This window comes from Bacillus cereus group sp. Bc031, from assembly GCF_027716265.1.
GTDB lineage: Bacteria > Bacillota > Bacilli > Bacillales > Bacillaceae_G > Bacillus_A > Bacillus_A paranthracis.
Map to the genome: position 1 here is coordinate 1 of NZ_JAQFUL010000035.1, position 19,947 is coordinate 19,947.

Below are 19,947 nucleotides of genomic sequence, written 5' to 3' on the forward strand. Positions count from 1 at the left end.
CTTGGAATGACAGTTCACTGTTGAACTGTAAGTTCGACAATGCCTAAGCTTTTCACTTAGGAACGTGTCGCACCACCATTCGGATCTTGCTTTCGCATACGAACGTAAGCGAGTGCTTCTTCACCATTTAATTCTTGTTGTCCTTGCTTAAATTCGATTTTTTTGTAGTAATCCACGTCTGAACGCTCCCAAAAATCGAATGGGACATCAACAGTAACACCGCCAACAGCATCAACAATACCTTTAAAGCCTTGGAAATCAATTTTAAGATAATGGTCGACAGGCACTTTTAGAAAACCTTCGACAGTTTTGATTGCCATTTCTTCTCCGCCGTAAGCATGCGCAGCGTTAATTTTGTCCTCTTTATTCTTTCCGACAATTGGAACGCGACTATCCCGAGGAATACTCATAAGCGAAATCTTTTGTGTTTTCGGATTGACTGTCGCAAACATTAATGAATCTGTACGACCATTTTGGCCGTCTGTTGCATAATCTTCTATACCCATAATAAGGAGTGTAAAAGGCTCCTTTGTAATTTCTACATCTTCGGTTCTCAAATCCGATTTTTCACGAGTAAAACCACTATACATCCCCATGAGAGAAGAGTAGGAATTTAATATATAAAGTCCTACACTACCAAATAAAAATAAGAAAATAAGGAAGTAGAAAAACTTTCTTCTTCGTTTCTTTTTTATTCTGCTATTTTGGAGATGATAATAACGTTCTTCCATATATAATCTCCTTAGTCCATTTGTAGGAAAGTAATTCACTACATTAATCTTTAAAGGCGATACAGTATTTATTCTTAGATAACATCTTGTTCTAAGTACAACATATCTCCTTCTGTAATTGTACATTTCCCATTTGTTAATTCAATCATCCAATCCGTGAATGGTTGTTTTCCATCTTCTTCTACATACGTATCAAATGTGACATTTTCGAGGTAATGTATATCTTTAATGGCATATTTTGAATTGCGTAATTCATTTTCAATTTTACCAAGTAATGTGTAATCAATTTCGGTCTGGATAACACGCATTAATTTTCGCTCGACAACACCGACATGATTAATGCCTTCGCTTGTACATTTTCCATATGCGCGAATTAATCCACCAGCGCCCAGTTTGATGCCACCAAAATAGCGGGTAACGACAACGACGGTATCTTTTAAACCGCGTTTTTTTAGTACCTCTAACATAGGTACGCCAGCTGTACCGCTAGGTTCACCATCATCATTTGCTTTTTGAATTTGATCTTGTTCGCCAATTAAATAAGCAGAACAATTATGTGTTGCATTCCAGTTTTGTTTTTTGATTTTTTGTATGAATTCTTGAGCCTCTTCTTCGGTTGTAGCACGACTAACATAACAGATGAATCTTGATTTTTGAATAACAATTTCGTGTTCACCGTAGTCTTTTATTGTTAAATATTGTAATAACACTTGTATACGCTCCTATCCATCAAAATGACTAGTACTTTACATTTTAAAAGCGGGCGTTTTTATATTCAAACATTTTTTATAAATAAGCTGAAATTTTTGGTGAGTGTTTTACCTTTTTGTTGTAATTTGTCGAGATGATGAGTATAATTTCAAACCCGCATTTTCATGTATGGATGCACCATTTTTAGTTTTCGTGTAAAATTAGGAAATAAAAACTTTTTTATAAGGCAGGTACGAAAATGAAAACAGCTATTGTTACTGATAGTACAGCATATATACCGAAGCATATTCGTGATGAACTCAATATATATATGATTCCATTAAACGTTGTGTTTGGAACGGAATCTTATCAAGAAGAAGCTGAAATTTCAGCAGATGATTTTTATGTAAAAGTACGTGAGCAAGAAGAACTTCCAAAAACTTCTCAACCAGCAATCGGAAAGTTTGTTGAGCTATATGAAGAATTATCTAAGGATTATGATGCAGTTATTAGCATTCATCTTTCAAGTGGGATTAGTGGTACATATCAAACTTCAACGACAGCTGGTCAAATGGTAGAGGGTATTGATGTATATACGTACGACTCTGAAATTAGTTGTGAAGTACAAGGATTCTACGTGCGTGAAGGTGCAAAGCTAGCAAGCGAAGGGAAGGATCCAAAAGAGATTATCGCCCGTTTTGATGAAATGAAGAAAACGATGGACGCTTATTTTGTAGTAGATGATTTACACCATTTACAACGTGGAGGCCGATTAAATAGTGCGCAAGCTTTCATCGGTAGTCTGTTACAAGTAAAGCCGGTTTTATATTTTAGAGACAAAATCATTATCCCGTTTGAAAAGATTCGTACGCGTAAAAAAGCGTTAAAACGTATCATTGAAATTTTTGATGAGCAAGCAAGTAAAGGTGTACCTATGGAAGCAGTTATCATTCATGCACAACGTGAAGAGGAAGCGAATGAATGGAAGGCAGAATTAGAAGCAAAATATCCTCATGTTACAATCCGTACAGGTTATTTCGGTGCTGTAATTGGAACGCATTTAGGTGAAGGTGCACTAGGTCTTGGATGGTATACGAAATAATAAAGATATAAAAAGCTCTCTTTCGGAAGAGGGTTTTTTTACGGATATTTTACGTGAAGTTGACAAGTTAATATTTGGAAATGGTAAAATGTACGTAAAATAAAATAATGAGGAAAGTTTTATAACTTACTTTTTACAAGAAACTATATTATAATAGAAGAGAGGTGAAACATATGGAGCATAATTCTTGTTTATGTCCAAAGTTTGAGTCAGCTTTTACTTTGCTTAGTAAGAAGTGGACTGGCTTAATTATTAAATCTTTGCTGGAAGAGTCAAAACGTTTTAGAGAAATCGCAGATATTATACCGAATATGAGCGATCGTATGTTATCAGAGCGTTTAAAGGAATTGGAAAGCGAAGGCATTGTAGTTCGTAATGTTTATCCAGAAGTACCAGTTCGAATCGAGTATGGCTTAACGGACAAGGGAAAAGCGTTAGAAAGTGTTATGGATGAAGTCCAAAATTGGGCTGAGAAATGGATGAAATAACGTTTTGATTTCATCCGTATTAGTATATTTAATAAAACGTAAGGGAAACCTTGCGTTTTTTTCTTTGCTTAAAAAAACTTTTAAAACTCTACACATATATACAAAAATATGCATATTTTGCGATAGAGTTACATATAATATTACATTTGTTTTACAAAAGCGTAACATTAGCAAAAAAAATCCCGAATTATGGTATAAATTTTATAGGTTATATACGGAAAAAGAAAAAAGAAAGCGGTGTAAAAAATAAAATGAAAAAGCTAAAAATGGCATCTTGCGCATTAGTGGCAGGGTTAATGTTTTCAGGACTAACACCAAATGTATTTGCAGAAGATAAAATTTCTGACGTGAAATCACAAATTAATACACAAAATGACACTTTACATAAACAACAACAAGAACGTGATGAATTACAAAAACAAATGAATGACTTAAACAAAACAATTCAAGGTTTAGATAAGTCTGTTCAAGAGAATGCTGCAAAGCTTGATGAAACAACGAAAAAAGTTGCGGACACTGAGCAATTAATCGAAAAGAAAAATAAAGATATTGCAGAATTACAAACGAAAATTGCAAAACGTGAAGAGTTATTAAGAAAACGTTTAGTTGCACTTCAAGAGCAACCAAACACAAACGTTGTAACGGAAGTTCTTGTAAACTCTAAAAACGTTGCAGATTTAGTTGATCGTTTAACTTCTGTTTCTAAAATTCTTGAGTCTGACGAAGATATCATGAAAACACAACAAGAAGATCAAGCGAACGTGAAAAAAGATGTTGAAACGGTAAAAACAAAGCAAAAAGAATTAAAAGAAGCACAAGCTCAAATTGAAACTGCTAAAAAAGAACTTGACGCTGAAAAAGCGAAAAAAGCAGCAGCAGTAAACGATTTAAGCGGTAAAATGGATACAGTTGTAACTTCAATGACAAGTACGGAAAGTCAATTGAAAGATCTTGAAAAACAAGCATTACAATTACAACGTATTGCTGAACAAGAAGCGCAAGAAAAAGCTGCACAAGAGGCTGCTGCTCAAAAACAAGCAGAGCAAGCTGCTAAAGATGCGCAAGCTCAACCAGCACAAGCGGCACCAGCTCAGCCAGCGGCACCAGCAAACAACGGTGGACAAGCTCAAAAAGAAGAACCTAAAAAGGAAGAGCCTAAAAAAGAAGCACCTAAAAAAGAAGATAAAAAACCAGAACCGACACCAGGCACAGCTCCAGCTCCTGGCGTAATTGGTAAAGCGCAACAATACTTAGGCTTACCATATGTTTGGGGAAGTGCATCTCCATCAAACGGTGGTTTTGACTGTAGTGGATTCATTTCTTACGTATTCGGTGTAGGTCGTCAAGATGTTAATGGTTACTGGAATTCAGTTTCTAAAGTAAGTAGCCCACAACCTGGAGATTTAGTATTCTTCCAAGGTACTTATAAACCAGGCCCATCTCACATCGGTATTTACGTTGGTAATGGCCAAATGATTCATGCTGGTGATAAAGGTATTGCTTATGCTAGCTTAAGCAGTAGCTACAACCAAAAACATTTCTTAGGATACGGTAGATTCTAGGATTTATAATCGAATAAAACATGTGTATAAAGTCGATAGCTTACTATTTTATAAGTAGGTTATCGGCTTTTTTGCGTTTTTACGAGATTATAAGAAAGGTTTATAGTAGTGCTGGAGGTGAGTGCTAATGCTTGCTGGAAAACAGTTGCTATTAGAAGAACTCTCTTCAGATTTACGGAGAGAATTAAGTGATTTGAAAAAGAAGGGAGAGGTTGTATGTGTACAAGGTATAACAAAGAATACTTCTAAATATATATGTCAGCGCTGCGGAAATATAGAGCAGCGGCTATTTGCATCATTTTTATGTAAAAGGTGCGGTAAAGCATGTGCGTATTGCCGGAAGTGTATCACGATGGGGAGAGTTAGCGAATGTACTGTACTTGTTCGCGGGATTCATGAAAGAAACGGAGACAGGGAGCTAAATCCATTACAGTGGAATGGGGCTTTATCGATTGGTCAGGAGTTGGCGGCGCAAGGAGTTATAGAAGCGATTAAGCAGAAAGAATCCTTTTTTATTTGGGCTGTGTGCGGGGCTGGAAAAACAGAAATGTTATTTTACGGTATAGAAGAGGCGCTCCAAAAAGGAGAAAGAGTTTGTATCGCAACGCCAAGGACTGACGTTGTACTGGAATTAGCGCCGAGATTACAAGAAGTGTTTCCAAGTATAACTGTAGCTGCTTTATACGGAGGGAGTGTAGATCATAAAAAAGATGCAGCGTTAGTCGTTGCAACGACTCACCAACTGTTACGTTACTATAGAGCGTTTCATGTGATGATTGTAGATGAGATTGATGCCTTCCCGTATCATGCGGATCAAATGTTACAGTATGCAGTTAGGCAAGCAATGAAAGAGAAAGCAGCGCGTATTTATTTAACTGCAACCCCTGATGAAAAGTGGAAGCGTAATTTCAGAAGAGGGAAACAAAAAGGTATCATTGTTTCGGGAAGATACCATCGTCACCCGTTACCAGTTCCTCTATTTAGTTGGTGCGGAAATTGGAAGAAAAGCCTCCATCATAAAAAAATTCCTCGTGTGTTACTACAATGGTTAAAAATGAACTTAAACAAAAAGTATCCTATTTTTTTATTTGTTCCTCATGTGCGATATATAGAAGAAATAAGTCAGTTGTTGAAAGGGTTGGATAATAGAATCGATGGCGTGCATGCAGAAGATTCGATGAGAAAAGAAAAAGTAGCATCTTTCAGAAAGGGAGACATTCCGTTATTAGTTACAACGACAATTTTAGAAAGAGGAGTAACTGTGAAGAACTTACAAGTGGCTGTGTTAGGAGCTGAAGAAGAAATTTTTTCAGAGAGTGCGCTCGTACAAATTGCAGGCCGAGCGGGGCGTAGTTTTGAAGAGCCATATGGTGAGGTTATGTATTTTCATTACGGTAAGACAGAGGCAATGGTACGCGCGAAAAAACATATTCAAAGTATGAACAAAAATGCGAAAGAACAAGGATTGATCGATTAATGCATTGTTTACTTTGTGATGAATATATGGTGGAAACAGTTAGTTGGTACACCTTTTTTGTAAAGTCCCCAAAAAAATATGTATGTGATAGATGTGAGCAAAAACTTTCCTATATTATAGGAGGAATTTGCATGGATTGTGGTCGTCCTTTAGATGACTTACCTACTCGATATAAAGAAAATGACATTTGCATGGACTGTGTAAGATGGAGGAATGAGGAAGGATATCGTCCTTTTAAAAATCGTTCGTTGTACGTGTACAATGATGATATGAAAGGTATACTAGCGCAATTTAAGTTTCGAGGTGATGCGGAGTTAGTTCGTATTTTTTATCAATCTTTTCGGGTGTTATTTCAAAAGTATTTTACGGACGTTTCAACCGTTATTGCTGTTCCGCTTAGTAGGGAACGGGAATATGAACGAGGTTTTAATCAAGCAGAGTTATTAGCAGCTTGTTTGCCTGTCAAAAATTTTTATTCATCATTAAGAAGGAAGGAAACAGAAAAGCAAAGTAAGAAGTCGCGTAAAGAAAGGCTTTCGGGAAGTAATCCTTTTTATTTTCAGAGAGAAGAGATGTTTCATGGTCAACATATTTTACTTGTTGATGATGTATATACGACAGGAATTACAGTGAGACAAATTGGAAGTCTTTTCTATGATAAAGGAGCAAGCGAAGTTTCTAGTTTGACGCTCTGTAGAAGTTGATCTGTAACTGTCGAAAGAGATAATAAAAAGACGATAAGTCTTCTTTGACTTCGTAAGTTGTCATTCGTTATAGTGAAATTATGGGGCAAATGCCCTGATTTTTAGAGTGAAGGGAATGGAATGAACATGCAAGGAAGAGTAAAATGGTTCAATGCAGAAAAGGGATTTGGGTTTATTGAGCGTGAAGACGGTGATGATGTGTTTGTTCATTTTTCTGCTATTCAACAAGATGGATATAAGTCATTGGAAGAAGGGCAACAAGTTGAGTTTGATATTGTAGAGGGAGCACGTGGACCGCAAGCAGCTAATGTTGTAAAACTGTAGGTATATTGTTTTTGGGAAGAGAAAGCTGCGTTTGTGGCAACGTTATATATATGTAGTAGAACCTCTTGTTTTTTTGCAAGGGGTTTTTGTTATAAAATGAGTTGTCAAAAAGTTGTTTCTTTTCTGTAACGAATTGTCCACAGTTATATTCGTTATTCACGATGTTAATAGGATAAAATAAAGATAGAAACGATGCATCTTTTCATTTCAACAAAAAACGATAAAAAAATCGCAATTCCACTAATTTTTTTAAAAAAGTTAGAAGGAGTTTTTAAGCCGGTGTCGAAATTATAGTACATAGGCTTGAAAGGAGGAATTCATCTATGAAATTCAACATTCGTGGTGAAAATATTGAAGTAACTCCAGCATTAAAGGAATATGTAGAGAAAAAACTAAGTAAGTTAGAGCGTTATTTTGATACATTCCCAGAGATTAAAGTTAATTTAAAAGTATACTCTGACAAGCAACGTGTCGAGGTAACAATTCCATTTACTGATTTATTACTTCGTGCAGAAGAAACTAATAGCGATATGTACGCTGCTATCGATTTAGTAGTTGATAAACTTGAGCGACAAATTCGTAAACATAAAACAAAAGTAAATCGTAAGTTACGTGAGAAAGGTTCTATGAAAACGAACTTTATCCTTCCAGAAGCAGTAGCTGTTCTGGATGAGGTAGAAGAGGATGAACTAGAACTTGTACGTACAAAACGATTCGATTTAAAACCGATGGACGTTGAAGAGGCAATCTTACAAATGGATATGCTAGGACATAATTTCTTCGTCTTCACAAATGCTGATACAAATGAAACTAACGTTGTATATGGCCGTAAAGATGGGAAATATGGTTTAATTGAAACTAAATAATAATTCAAAAGCGTAGCCGAAATGGCTGCGCTTTTTTTATATTTTAGTTTTTGTTTTTCGAAAGGTGAGTTACTCTTTATGATTTGGAACAGGCATAGGTAAGTAGTTATCTCTATAAGTAATTTTTTGCTAGGAGTGTATTATTATTTTTATTAATTTGTCAAAATGTTTACCATTATAAATATAACATTAAGTTTTCTGAATGCTATTGAGAGTACATCGAGAGATTGTTATTGTTATATTGCGTTATAGAGATTTTATTTATTCCCTCGGTGAAAAAATAAGATTAGTATAATGCTACAAATTATCGGAGGTGCTTTTAGTGAGTATTAAGAAAAAAAGTCGTTTTATGCTTGGATCTGTTTTATCTTTAGGTATTTTAGCTAGTACTTTCGTTTTAACCGAACCAGCTAATGCTGATACAAGGGATGATCATGTAGAATTTACCTTTAGACTTTGGAGTGCATATGATTTTACTAACGCACGTCCTAAAGAGACACCTACTTCTATGTATATGCGTGTGAAGAGCAGTGAGAAGGGCGGTGGTTCTTTCAATGTTTGGACAGAAGCGGATAAAAATAAAGGTAAAGGTGATAGAGATTGGGTAAATGTTTCAGGTGAGTCAGGTAAGCATGAAGGAACGGTGCGACCAGGTAAAACGTATCTTTTCCAAAATTACGCATATGAAAACTATGGGAAAAATGTACCTGTGAGATTCGGTGGTTATTCTAGAGAAAATAATGCTTATCCTACTGCTTGGAGTCCTGATAGTGTAAGACCTAGTGGACCTTACACTGAATATTGATTTAGAAATTATAAATTAAAATTATTTATTGTGTAACGTTAGAAAAAGTCGTCTAGTTCGTCATCTGGATTATACGACTTTTTCTACTATTTCATTTTTTGAATAGGAGGTGCTGCAATGAAGCTTATTTCAAAATATATTTTATTCTGTTGTTTTATATTGATTATTTGTTTATTAGCTTCTTGCCATAAGAAAGTAGATGAACCTATTGTAAATATTGAAGATACTTTAACGGAAAAAGATAATTTGAAAAGTATTCAGTTGAAAGAAATTAATAAAAATACTGTTTTTGAACAAGTATTTTTGGAAAATGAAACTGGTGATGATTTCTTTCAAGGGCAAATAGATAGAAATGATATTGCAATAAAAGATAGGCTTTCAGATAAAAATTTAAAGTCAGGAGTTATACCAGAAAATTATTATGTTTTTTTAACGGGTGTTACGAACAAGAAAAAACCAGCGTATCTTTTGGGGCGGATTGAACAAACTGATGGAAAAGTAATTGAGTGGAAACAAGAAGTTAAGAGTGTAAAAAGAAAAGGTACAAATGATGTTTATCAGTATGAAGTTGAGTTTCCTAAATTTGAAGGTGAGAGATTAAATGTTTCTTTTCGTTACCTCTGGTTAAATAAAGAAAATAAATGTTATGGTGTTGCGGATCAAATGTTCATGTTAAAAAAGATTTAAATTTCATTAATGGTTTATGGAGGAGCTGTAGATGAGTTACTTTTTAGGAAGGATTTTAAAAGGTAGGATGTTTTGGTTGTCTTTATTTATTATGTTAGTAATTGTCATTGCTCAATATATTTCTATGTGTGTAACAACGAAAGGATTTAATGATGCTGGGATCATAAAGGTATCTCCATATTTATCTAACATTTTATATTTTAATAGATTACCATTTTATAGTGAATTTTATCTACTTATATTTCCTGTGATTTCTGCAATGGCTGTAGCTGGGATTTATAGAATTGATAAAAATTATGGATTTATTTATCCTGTCATTTCTAAGATGGGAACGCGTCATTATTTTAGATTACTTTATTTTATTAATTTTATTGTATCTTTTTTTATTATAAGTGTCCCTTTACTATTTCATTTTTATTTATATGTGATGACTTATCCGACAGTTGCTCCGCATCCGATATTAAATTATATGGCTGCTACTGTTTCACCAACAGCTCAATTTCATACGGTTTATTATGAGTATCCGACTTTATATTTTCTTATGTATGTATTTTTAAATGGTTTATACGGTGCGGTTTTTTCAAGTTTGGCTTTATCAGTGTCATTTTTTATAAAACGAGTTTATTTTATTTATTTAGTGCCATTTATTTTACATATTTTTTGGCTTGGTATTGGAAAGGGAATTCTCAATCCTAAAGATTATTTAATTAAAGACTTCGGCTTTTTTGAATTACAAATTTTTCTTAGTGTGCTGTTATGTATTTGGTTTTGTTCTGTAGTTCTTTATTTACGGGGGAGTAGGAAGCATGTTCTTTTATAATGTAATGAAAGAAACTATAAGGATGAAATATATTTGGTTCAGTATTCTCTTTTTACTTAATGCTAGTATCATTGGTTGCTTGTTCAATTATTTTGAATCTGGAATTGTAAAAGAGAAAATGAACGAATTGGAAACCCTGTATAAGGTTATGTCGTTTTATAATTTGTCGACCATATTTATTCCTTTAACAATCGTTTTTTCTGTATATTCTATGTCGAGTTTTTTTAGTATTTATGTAGTTTACCGAGTGAATAATGCATGGAAATTAGTTTCTATATATTATTTGAAACTATTTGTTTTCGTTTGTTTTTTCGCTGGGAGTATGATTTTACAGTTATTTTTGATGTCAAATATGATGGCTGTAAATAGTATTTCTGTGAATTATCCATTATTATTTTGCATTCAATTATTTGCGACTATTTTTATATGTATGATAAGTGCTTTGTTGCAATTATTTTTACCTAGTTTACTTGTAATAATATGTATGATTACTGCCGTTTTATTAGATAGATTTATATTACATGGATTTTTATTTACAAATGCTTTTTATATAAATGTGTTTGAAGATGCTACTGGTTTACTTATACGCTTATTTGGATGTTTTTTTATCTTTTTTATAAGTGTATGGATTTTATCTAAAAAAAGTTATATTGCTATGAATGATGAGACAGAGGTGATCTAGTTTACATTATGATTTTATATCATTTGTTAAAAAGAGATTTATATGTAAGGTTTAGAGATTCCGTCAAGATAATGGCTTTTTTATTCTTAATTTACGCTATGATTGTTGTTACCTTTTTATACAATCAGCCTCTGAGTAATGGTAAAGAACCTGTATTAGTAGATGTTACCTTTTATCGATTTTTTCATGGAGTAGACTTTGTGGATTTATCTTATTTTTATAAGGAGGGGCGATTTTCTATCCCGTTTTATTGGATATTTTTTCAAATTACTCCTTTGTTGCTAGTAGGGAAGTTTGCTTTTTCAGATATTCAGCAGAATGGTGTTTATTTATTTCCTCGTGTTAAGAAGAAGCATTTTCTTTGGTTAACGAAAATACTATCTTTGTTTTTTTACATAATTAGTATTTGGATTGTTATGTATTTGATTTGGTTTACTGTTTATTATTTGCTTACTTTTGGCGGGCATTCTTTTTCAAATGTATATAGTCAATTTTCTTATAAGATAGTAGGTACTATGCTAATTCAAATTATTATAAGCTTTTTATTAGCTTTGATTTTTGAGTTTTTAACATTTTATATACCAATAACTATTGTTTTTGTACTAATGTTGTTATACCTATTTTTGTCTATTTTCTTTCATAGTATTTATTTTTTAGGCTCTTTTGTTATGCCAAATCGTTGGTATTTTGTTGATCACAGCTCAATTCAATTGACTTTAGGTAATAATCAATCTATTCAATGGCATGAGTTACTTTTAATCGGAGTAGTAATTGTTGTTGTAATGATTTTATTAGGTAGTTTTTGTTTTAAAAAACTAGATGTGATAGGTGAATAATTTATGGACAATTATATTAAATGTGAATGTATGACGAAAAGATTAAAAGGAAATATTGTGTTAGATAATATTAGTTTGTCAGTAAAAAAAGGCGAATTTTTAGTTTTGAAGGGGCATAATGGCCCTGGTAAAACGATGATTTTACGCGCTATCTCAGGGTTAATGCGTTTGAATTCTGGAGTTGTTTATATAGATAATGAAATAATTGGAAAACAAAAGCAATTTCCTGATTCTATGGGAATATTGATTGAATATCCAAGTTTTATTCCAGGGTATACTGGTTTTCAGAACTTGAAATTTTTATCATCGATTAACAATAAAATCTCCGATGAGGAGATTTATAATATTATTCAAAGGGTTGGACTTGATAAAACAGATAAGAGAAAGTATAAAAGATACTCTTTAGGTATGAAACAACGTTTAGGGATAGCGCAAGCTTTAATGGAACAACCAAAATTACTGTTATTAGACGAGCCAACGAATGCTTTAGATAGTGATGGGATAAAAGATGTTTTAGATATTTTGAAAGTAGAAAAAGCCAAGGGAACGACTATTGTTGTAGCCAGTCATGATGTGCATGTTCTAGATAATGAAATAGTAGATCGTATTGTACATGTTAATAATGGAAGGTTGGTAGATTAAGAGTGGCAAGAAAATATGTCTTAATAAGCGTTGGATTGTGTCTGTTGCTATGTACATTTGCTAGTTTCTTTAGATTTAAAACATTAAATCAAAATAATGAATCTTATAAAGTCATAAAAGGTGAGCTTTTATCTAATAGAACTTTTGAAGATGGTCAAGGGGTTACATTTCATGCACTTAATCCTCTTGATCCTACAAAAGTGTATGATCCCTATGAAGACCGTGAAGTAGTGACGTATGTTTTACCTTTAGATATTACAAATACAACAAATCGAGATATTAACTTGCTTAGTAATAAGTCTATTTCCGATACAATGTTTTATTCTAAAATAGGTGAGTTTTATAATGTAATCCCTTATTCAATGGAATTACCTAAAAAATATCAGTTTGATCCTGTAATACCTGCTGGTAAAACAGTACGAGGGTATATAGGGACAAATTATTTTATAGGAGATGACCCTTATAAAAATTATAAAAACTTTTCAAATGAATCAACTAAAGTGAAATTCATTTCGTGTATAAAGGATAAGGAAGGGAAATATCATGAATTAGAAATACCGATAAATTAATAAAATTTATGATTGATACAGCTATATTTTAATGTTGTTTGTAGATCTTGCAACATAACAATATTTTTTAAAGTCGGAGTTTTTTTGCAGGTGTAAGTACCCATGGATGCTACACCTGCGAAGTTTCCGGCTTTTTGTAATTGTCGATTTAGATTTTATTAAGGAATTTCTGGTAGTCATGTTCTTTAAAAGGAAACTTGAAAGAATAGGACTTAGATTTAATACGAAATTTGTAACGTGAAATTGAAATAGCGAGACAGAGAAAAGGAACGTAACAAATAAAATAAAAACTTTTTTTGAATATAAGGCCCGACATTTTGCCGATTGTTGTCATAGTTATAAGACAAGTGTTACAATTATCATTAGGTATATACATTTTAGTTTTTTTAATTAGGAGAAAAATTGGCATAACATACATTTGATTTTTATAACGACTGATTGTAATAGAGAAAAAGAAAAAACAATCGGAAGTTTTATTTTAATAAAAAGAGGAGCGTATTTCCTATGATCGGTATTTTAAAAAAGGTGTTTGATGTAAATCAACGCCAAATTAAACGTATGCAGAAAACAGTTGAGCAAATTGATGCATTAGAGTCATCTATTAAGCCATTAACTGATGAACAATTAAAAGGGAAGACGCTTGAATTTAAAGAACGTCTAACAAAAGGTGAAACAGTAGATGATCTACTACCTGAAGCTTTTGCGGTTGTTCGTGAAGCTGCGACTCGTGTTCTTGGAATGCGTCCGTATGGTGTACAGTTAATGGGTGGTATTGCCTTACATGAAGGGAATATTTCTGAGATGAAAACGGGTGAAGGTAAAACGTTAACATCTACATTACCTGTATATTTAAATGCTTTAACAGGAAAAGGTGTTCACGTTGTTACAGTCAATGAATACTTAGCACAACGTGATGCGAGCGAAATGGGACAACTTCATGAGTTCCTAGGATTAACAGTAGGAATTAATTTAAACAGTATGTCACGCGAAGAGAAACAAGAGGCTTATGCTGCTGATATTACGTATAGCACAAATAATGAGCTTGGATTCGATTACTTACGTGACAACATGGTTTTATATAAAGAGCAGTGCGTTCAACGCCCACTGCACTTTGCTATTATCGATGAAGTCGATTCTATCTTAGTCGATGAAGCGCGTACGCCACTTATTATTTCTGGACAAGCTCAAAAATCAACAGAGCTGTACATGTTTGCAAATGCATTCGTTCGTACGTTAGAAAATGAAAAAGATTATTCATTTGATGTGAAGACGAAAAATGTAATGTTAACAGAAGATGGTATTACGAAAGCGGAGAAAGCTTTCCATATTGAAAACTTATTTGATTTAAAACATGTAGCGCTTCTTCACCATATTAATCAGGCACTTCGTGCGCACGTTGTTATGCATCGTGATACAGATTATGTTGTACAAGAAGGCGAAATCGTAATTGTAGACCAATTTACTGGTCGTCTTATGAAAGGTCGTCGTTATAGCGAAGGGTTACACCAAGCTATCGAGGCAAAAGAAGGCGTAGAAATTCAAAATGAAAGTATGACGCTTGCGACAATTACATTCCAGAACTACTTCCGTATGTACGAAAAGTTATCTGGTATGACTGGTACAGCGAAAACAGAGGAAGAGGAATTCCGTAACATTTACAATATGAACGTTATCGTAATTCCAACGAACAAACCGATTATTCGTGATGACCGTGCAGATTTAATCTTTAAATCAATGGAAGGTAAATTTAATGCTGTTGTTGAGGATATTGTAAATCGTCATAAACAAGGGCAACCAGTTCTTGTCGGTACAGTTGCAATCGAAACGTCAGAACTTATTTCAAAAATGTTAACGCGTAAAGGTGTACGTCATAACATCTTAAATGCGAAAAACCATGCGCGTGAAGCGGATATCATTGCAGAAGCAGGTATAAAAGGCGCTGTAACGATTGCGACGAACATGGCAGGTCGTGGTACAGATATTAAGCTTGGAGACGATGTGAAAAACGTTGGTTTAGCCGTTATCGGTACAGAGCGTCACGAAAGTCGTCGTATTGATAACCAGTTACGTGGTCGTGCTGGTCGTCAAGGGGACCCAGGTGTTACGCAGTTCTACTTATCAATGGAAGATGAACTAATGCGTCGCTTCGGTTCTGATAATATGAAAGCGATGATGGATCGCCTTGGTATGGATGATTCTCAGCCAATCGAAAGTAAAATGGTTTCTCGTGCAGTAGAATCTGCGCAAAAACGTGTAGAAGGAAATAACTATGATGCACGTAAGCAGTTACTACAATATGATGATGTACTTCGTCAGCAACGTGAAGTTATTTACAAACAGCGTCAAGAGGTAATGGAGTCTGAGAACTTACGCGGTATTATTGAAGGTATGATGAAATCTACAGTAGAGCGTGCGGTTGCACTTCATACACAAGAGGAAATTGAAGAAGATTGGAACATTAAAGGTCTTGTTGACTACTTAAATACAAACCTTCTGCAAGAAGGAGATGTGAAAGAAGAAGAATTACGTCGCCTTGCTCCGGAGGAAATGAGCGAGCCAATTATCGCGAAATTAATAGAGCGTTACAATGACAAGGAAAAGCTTATGCCAGAAGAGCAAATGCGTGAGTTCGAAAAAGTTGTTGTATTCCGTGTTGTAGATACGAAATGGACAGAGCATATCGATGCGATGGATCACCTTCGTGAAGGTATTCATTTACGTGCTTACGGTCAAATTGATCCACTTCGTGAGTATCAAATGGAAGGGTTCGCAATGTTCGAATCAATGATTGCTTCTATTGAAGAGGAAATTTCTCGTTACATTATGAAAGCTGAAATTGAACAAAACTTAGAGCGTCAAGAAGTTGTTCAAGGTGAAGCTGTTCACCCATCTAGCGATGGCGAAGAAGCGAAGAAAAAACCAGTTGTAAAAGGTGACCAAGTGGGCCGCAACGATTTATGTAAATGTGGTAGCGGTAAAAAATATAAAAACTGCTGTGGTATCGGGAAGTAATATAGGGCGGTAGCCCAGGCTGCTTTGCAAACTTTTACATCAAAAATGTATAATTAAGAAGGATTAAACTCTCTCCGTCATAAGTGGAGAGAGTTTCCCTTGTTTTCATACGAAAGTAACAGCAATTACATAGAGGTGAAGGAAATGGAATTAGTAGAAATTAGACAGGAATTAGAGAAAATGGCTAAGAGATTAGCGGCTTTTAGGGGGTCTCTTTGACCTCCCTACTAAGGAGAAACAAATTTCAGAATTAGAAGAGAAAATGATGGGCGCAGGATTTTGGGATGATCAACAAGGCGCACAAGCTGTCATTAACGAAGCAAATGCGTTAAAAGATATGGTTGGGAGTTTCCGTCAGTTAGATGAGACATTCGAAAATTTAGAAATAACGCATGAACTTTTAAAAGAAGAGTATGATGAAGATTTACATGAGGAGCTTGAATCAGAAGTAAAAGGCTTAATTCAAGAAATGAATGAGTATGAGCTGCAGTTACTACTTAGCGATCCTTATGATAAAAATAACGCCATTTTAGAATTACACCCAGGTGCAGGTGGAACAGAGTCACAAGACTGGGGTTCTATGTTATTACGTATGTACACACGTTGGGCTGAAAAACGTGGGTTTAAAGTAGAAACTGTTGACTACTTACCAGGTGATGAAGCTGGTATTAAGAGCGTAACTTTATTAATTAAGGGTCATAACGCTTACGGTTACTTAAAAGCTGAGAAAGGTGTACATCGTCTTGTACGTATTTCACCATTCGATTCTTCAGGCCGTCGTCATACATCGTTCGTATCTTGTGAAGTTGTACCTGAATTCAATGATGAAGTTGAAATTGAAATACGTACAGAAGACTTGAAAATTGATACGTATCGTGCAAGTGGAGCGGGTGGACAGCACGTCAATACGACAGATTCAGCAGTTCGTATTACGCATACACCGACAAATACGGTTGTAACGTGTCAGTCAGAGCGTTCTCAAATTAAAAACCGTGAGCACGCGATGAAGATGTTAAAAGCGAAATTATATCAAAAGAAATTAGAAGAGCAACAAGCGGAGTTAGATGAAATTCGCGGAGAACAAAAAGAAATCGGATGGGGTAGCCAAATCCGTTCTTACGTATTCCACCCATATTCTCTTGTGAAAGACCACCGTACAAATACTGAGGTCGGTAATGTGCAAGCAGTTATGGATGGAGAAATTGATCCGTTTATTGATGCTTACTTACGTTCTCGCATCTAATAAGCTAAGTGAAAAAAAGCCAACAAAATTGTTGGCGCACGTTGAGGATATAGAGGACATAAAGAGTGCTATTTTATTTATATGGATGAAGTACAGAGGAAGAGAAGTTGGAAACGACAACTTCTCTTTTTGATGGGATTATATGTAGCATACAATGTTGTATATTGTTTTGTAAAAAGTAGAAAATAGTAAAACAGATTGGCAATAGAGTAAGGTTTTCTACAGAATTTTTCTAAATTCCCGTTCAAAAAGAATCCTTTATAGAAGTTTATAAGTTGTTCACAGAATTGAAACAACTTATAAAAGCTTTATATCATTAGGGTTCTCACTTTATTTTTGAAGAATATGAAATACACCTTAGTTTTTCTATATAAAGATAATGCTTATAATGAAAATGAGTGTGTTAGGAATGAAAAGAATATCAACAATGGGGAGCGATAGAAGTGAAAAAGAAATTATTGGCTATTGCGCTAGGAACATCAGTCGTTTTTGCTTTAGGAGCGTGTGGAAATAAAGAAGAGAGTAAGTCTTCGAACCAGTCTGCAAGTACAGACAGTGCAGAACAAATTTTCCAAAGAAGTTGTGCTGGGTGTCACGCAACAGATTTATCAGGAGCAACTGGACCTGATTTAAGAAAAGTAGGCGGGAAGTACGACGCTGCAGATATCGAAGAAATTATTAAAAAAGGTCGCGGTTCAATGTCGCCAGGACTTATTCAAGGTGAAGATGCGAAAAAAGTAGCTGAGTGGTTAGCTGAACATAAATAAAAAGGGGTAAAATGGACGAGTTGATTCATATAATCAACTCGTTTCCCTTTTTTTGGAATGTAACATAACTGTAACAAAAATGTATCCAAACTGGAAACCGTTTGATGTTACAATGAGGTTTGTAGAATTTTGCTGAAATATATTACATAGAGTAGTATTGCTTAGAAAAAGAGTATAAGTAGACTACCTTCAACAAGAGTGGTTTAAAAGAGAATAAAGGTTTAGCTTTTATTTTCAAATGTACAGAAAAGTATTTCGAAAAAAATCATTAAGTATTGGGTGATAAATAATGATAAAAATGACGAATGTTTATAAGGAGTACCCGAATGGTATGAAAGCCATTGCTGGTCTCACAGTTAACATTAAACAAGGCGAGTTTGTATACGTAGTTGGACCGAGTGGAGCCGGAAAATCTACATTTATTAAAATGATGTATCGTGAAGAGAAGCCATCTACAGGATCAATTAATGTAAATGGTCTTACTATCGAGTCATTAGCAGAAAGAGACGTTCCATATTTCCGTCGTCAATTAGGCGTGATTTTCCAAGACTTTAAATTACTACCTAAATTAACGGTATATGAGAATGTTGCGTTTGCCTTAGAAGTAATTGAAGAAGAGCCAGATGCAATTCGTGAGCGTGTAACAGAAGTGTTAGGTCTTGTAGGTCTTGAAGATCGTGCAGACGCACTTCCAAGCGAACTTTCAGGCGGGGAGCAGCAACGTGTTGCGATTGCGAGAGCAATTGTTAATAGACCAAAGGTTGTAATTGCCGATGAGCCAACAGGTAACTTAGATATTGAAACAGCTCTTGATATTATGAAGATTTTCACGCGCATTAATGAGCGTGGTACAACGATCGTTATGGCGACACATAACGCAGATATCGTAAATACAATCCGTCATCGTGTAATCGCGATTGAAGGCGGAAAAATTGTTCGAGATGAGATGGAGGGAGGATACGGATATGAAGGCTAAGACCCTTAGTCGACATTTGCGAGAAGGTGTAAAGAATCTATCACGTAACGGATGGATGACGTTTGCTTCTGTTAGTGCAGTAACAGTTACATTATTACTTGTAGGTGTCTTTTTAACAGCGATTATGAATATGAACCATTTTGCGACGAAAGTAGAGCAAGATGTAGAAATTCGTGTACACATTGATCCAGCAGCAAAAGAAGCTGATCAAAAGAAATTAGAAGATGATATGAGTAAGATTGCAAAAGTAGACTCTATTAAATATTCTTCTAAAGAAGAAGAGTTAAAACGTTTAATTAAAAGCTTAGGCGATAGCGGAAAGACATTTGAGTTATTTGAACAAGATAACCCACTTAAAAACGTATTCATTGTAAAAGCAAAAGAACCAACAGATACAGCAACAATTGCGAAAAAGATTGAAAAAATGCAGTTTGTAAGTAATGTTCAGTACGGAAAAGGGCAAGTTGAACGATTATTTGATACTGTAAAAACTGGTCGTAACATCGGGATTGTGTTAATTGCTGGTCTTTTATTCACAGCGATGTTCTTAATCTCTAATACAATTAAAATTACAATTTATGCTCGTAGTACAGAAATCGAAATTATGAAACTTGTAGGTGCAACAAACTGGTTTATTCGTTGGCCGTTCTTATTAGAGGGATTATTCCTAGGAGTATTAGGATCAATTATTCCAATTGGCTTAATTCTAGTTACGTATAATTCGTTGCAAGGTGTGTTTAACGAAAAACTTGGCGGAACAATTTTCGAACTTCTACCATACAGCCCATTCGTATTCCAATTAGCTGGTTTACTAGTGTTAATCGGGGCTTTAATCGGTATGTGGGGAAGTGTAATGTCAATTCGTCGCTTCTTAAAAGTATAAAAAGTTGCAAACATAATTCGTACAAGCTTATCATATAGTAGAAATAGGTAAAGGCATCACACACTGTGTGATGCCTTTTGC

20 protein-coding genes and 1 pseudogene are annotated in these 19,947 nt (G+C 34.6%); 19 read left to right on the top strand and 2 right to left on the bottom strand.

Annotated elements, in window-relative coordinates; genetic code table 11:
- Positions 1-59 precede the first annotated feature (59 nt).
- Together PDQ33_RS14965 and PDQ33_RS14970 are read right to left on the bottom strand one after the other, a co-directional pair.
- A pseudogene (locus PDQ33_RS14965) lies at positions 60-731 on the bottom strand (LCP family protein); the annotation flags it as partial.
- Positions 732-805: 74 nt separating this feature from the next.
- On the bottom strand, positions 806-1,441 hold the full coding sequence (locus tag PDQ33_RS14970; RefSeq protein WP_270756034.1) for a YigZ family protein: 636 nt from the start codon (positions 1,439-1,441) through the stop codon (positions 806-808).
- 239 nt (positions 1,442-1,680) lie between these two features.
- Here PDQ33_RS14970 and PDQ33_RS14975 point away from each other — a divergent pair, with 239 nt between their 5' ends.
- From PDQ33_RS14975 to ftsX, 19 genes are all read left to right on the top strand, one after another.
- Positions 1,681-2,523 (top strand): DegV family protein, encoded by an 843-nt coding sequence (locus tag PDQ33_RS14975; protein ID WP_000844764.1) that lies wholly within the window; start codon positions 1,681-1,683, stop codon positions 2,521-2,523.
- 173 nt (positions 2,524-2,696) lie between these two features.
- Positions 2,697-3,011 carry a winged helix-turn-helix transcriptional regulator gene (locus PDQ33_RS14980; protein ID WP_000400857.1) on the top strand — a complete coding sequence of 105 codons (315 nt, stop codon included), beginning with the start codon at positions 2,697-2,699 and terminating at the stop codon, positions 3,009-3,011.
- Between the two features lie 146 nt (positions 3,012-3,157).
- On the top strand, positions 3,158-4,573 hold the full coding sequence (locus PDQ33_RS14985; protein WP_270756037.1) for a C40 family peptidase: 1,416 nt from the start codon (positions 3,158-3,160) through the stop codon (positions 4,571-4,573).
- A gap of 127 nt (positions 4,574-4,700) precedes the next feature.
- On the top strand, positions 4,701-6,050 hold the full coding sequence (comFA, locus tag PDQ33_RS14990) for an ATP-dependent helicase ComFA (protein WP_000879439.1): 1,350 nt from the start codon (positions 4,701-4,703) through the stop codon (positions 6,048-6,050).
- A complete protein-coding gene (locus tag PDQ33_RS14995) occupies positions 6,050-6,754 on the top strand; it encodes a ComF family protein (RefSeq protein WP_074541125.1) in 705 nt (234 codons plus the stop codon). Before comFA ends, PDQ33_RS14995 begins: the two co-directional genes overlap by 1 nt.
- A 126-nt stretch (positions 6,755-6,880) precedes the next feature.
- A complete protein-coding gene (gene cspC / locus PDQ33_RS15000) occupies positions 6,881-7,078 on the top strand; it encodes a cold shock protein CspC (protein ID WP_001162041.1) in 198 nt (65 codons plus the stop codon).
- A gap of 323 nt (positions 7,079-7,401) precedes the next feature.
- Positions 7,402-7,944 carry a ribosome hibernation-promoting factor, HPF/YfiA family gene (gene hpf, locus PDQ33_RS15005; RefSeq protein ID WP_000671190.1) on the top strand — a complete coding sequence of 181 codons (543 nt, stop codon included), beginning with the start codon at positions 7,402-7,404 and terminating at the stop codon, positions 7,942-7,944.
- Between the two features lie 322 nt (positions 7,945-8,266).
- Positions 8,267-8,749: a hypothetical protein gene (locus PDQ33_RS15010; RefSeq protein WP_016718925.1), complete on the top strand. Its 483-nt coding sequence runs from the start codon at positions 8,267-8,269 to the stop codon at positions 8,747-8,749.
- Between the two features lie 117 nt (positions 8,750-8,866).
- Positions 8,867-9,436 carry a hypothetical protein gene (locus PDQ33_RS15015; RefSeq protein ID WP_270756039.1) on the top strand — a complete coding sequence of 190 codons (570 nt, stop codon included), beginning with the start codon at positions 8,867-8,869 and terminating at the stop codon, positions 9,434-9,436.
- A 31-nt stretch (positions 9,437-9,467) separates the two neighbouring features.
- On the top strand, positions 9,468-10,256 hold the full coding sequence (locus PDQ33_RS15020; RefSeq protein ID WP_061131811.1) for a hypothetical protein: 789 nt from the start codon (positions 9,468-9,470) through the stop codon (positions 10,254-10,256).
- On the top strand, positions 10,243-10,938 hold the full coding sequence (locus PDQ33_RS15025; protein ID WP_061131810.1) for a hypothetical protein: 696 nt from the start codon (positions 10,243-10,245) through the stop codon (positions 10,936-10,938). The genes PDQ33_RS15020 and PDQ33_RS15025 overlap by 14 nt, the downstream gene beginning before the upstream one ends.
- Before the next feature lie 71 nt (positions 10,939-11,009).
- Positions 11,010-11,774 carry a hypothetical protein gene (locus PDQ33_RS15030; protein WP_061131956.1) on the top strand — a complete coding sequence of 255 codons (765 nt, stop codon included), beginning with the start codon at positions 11,010-11,012 and terminating at the stop codon, positions 11,772-11,774.
- 3 nt (positions 11,775-11,777) lie between these two features.
- Complete coding sequence (locus tag PDQ33_RS15035) at positions 11,778-12,416, top strand: ATP-binding cassette domain-containing protein (RefSeq protein ID WP_270393128.1); 639 nt, start codon at positions 11,778-11,780, stop codon at positions 12,414-12,416.
- A 41-nt stretch (positions 12,417-12,457) separates the two neighbouring features.
- Positions 12,458-12,985 (top strand): hypothetical protein, encoded by a 528-nt coding sequence (locus PDQ33_RS15040; RefSeq protein ID WP_061131955.1) that lies wholly within the window; start codon positions 12,458-12,460, stop codon positions 12,983-12,985.
- A gap of 504 nt (positions 12,986-13,489) precedes the next feature.
- Positions 13,490-15,997 (top strand): preprotein translocase subunit SecA, encoded by a 2,508-nt coding sequence (secA, locus tag PDQ33_RS15045; protein ID WP_000579381.1) that lies wholly within the window; start codon positions 13,490-13,492, stop codon positions 15,995-15,997.
- A 144-nt stretch (positions 15,998-16,141) separates the two neighbouring features.
- A protein-coding gene (gene prfB, locus PDQ33_RS15050; protein ID WP_096001580.1) for a peptide chain release factor 2 occupies positions 16,142-17,240 on the top strand; the annotation gives its coding sequence in 2 pieces (ribosomal slippage) (positions 16,142-16,213 and positions 16,215-17,240; 1,098 coding nt in all).
- 443 nt (positions 17,241-17,683) lie between these two features.
- Positions 17,684-18,007 (top strand): cytochrome c551, encoded by a 324-nt coding sequence (gene cccB, locus PDQ33_RS15055; protein ID WP_000727972.1) that lies wholly within the window; start codon positions 17,684-17,686, stop codon positions 18,005-18,007.
- 289 nt (positions 18,008-18,296) lie between these two features.
- Positions 18,297-18,983, top strand: coding sequence for a cell division ATP-binding protein FtsE (gene ftsE / locus PDQ33_RS15060; protein ID WP_000594318.1), 687 nt, complete (start codon positions 18,297-18,299; stop codon positions 18,981-18,983).
- Positions 18,973-19,866 carry a permease-like cell division protein FtsX gene (gene ftsX, locus PDQ33_RS15065; protein WP_270393122.1) on the top strand — a complete coding sequence of 298 codons (894 nt, stop codon included), beginning with the start codon at positions 18,973-18,975 and terminating at the stop codon, positions 19,864-19,866. The genes ftsE and ftsX overlap by 11 nt, the downstream gene beginning before the upstream one ends.
- The last annotated feature ends 81 nt before the right edge of the window (positions 19,867-19,947 follow it).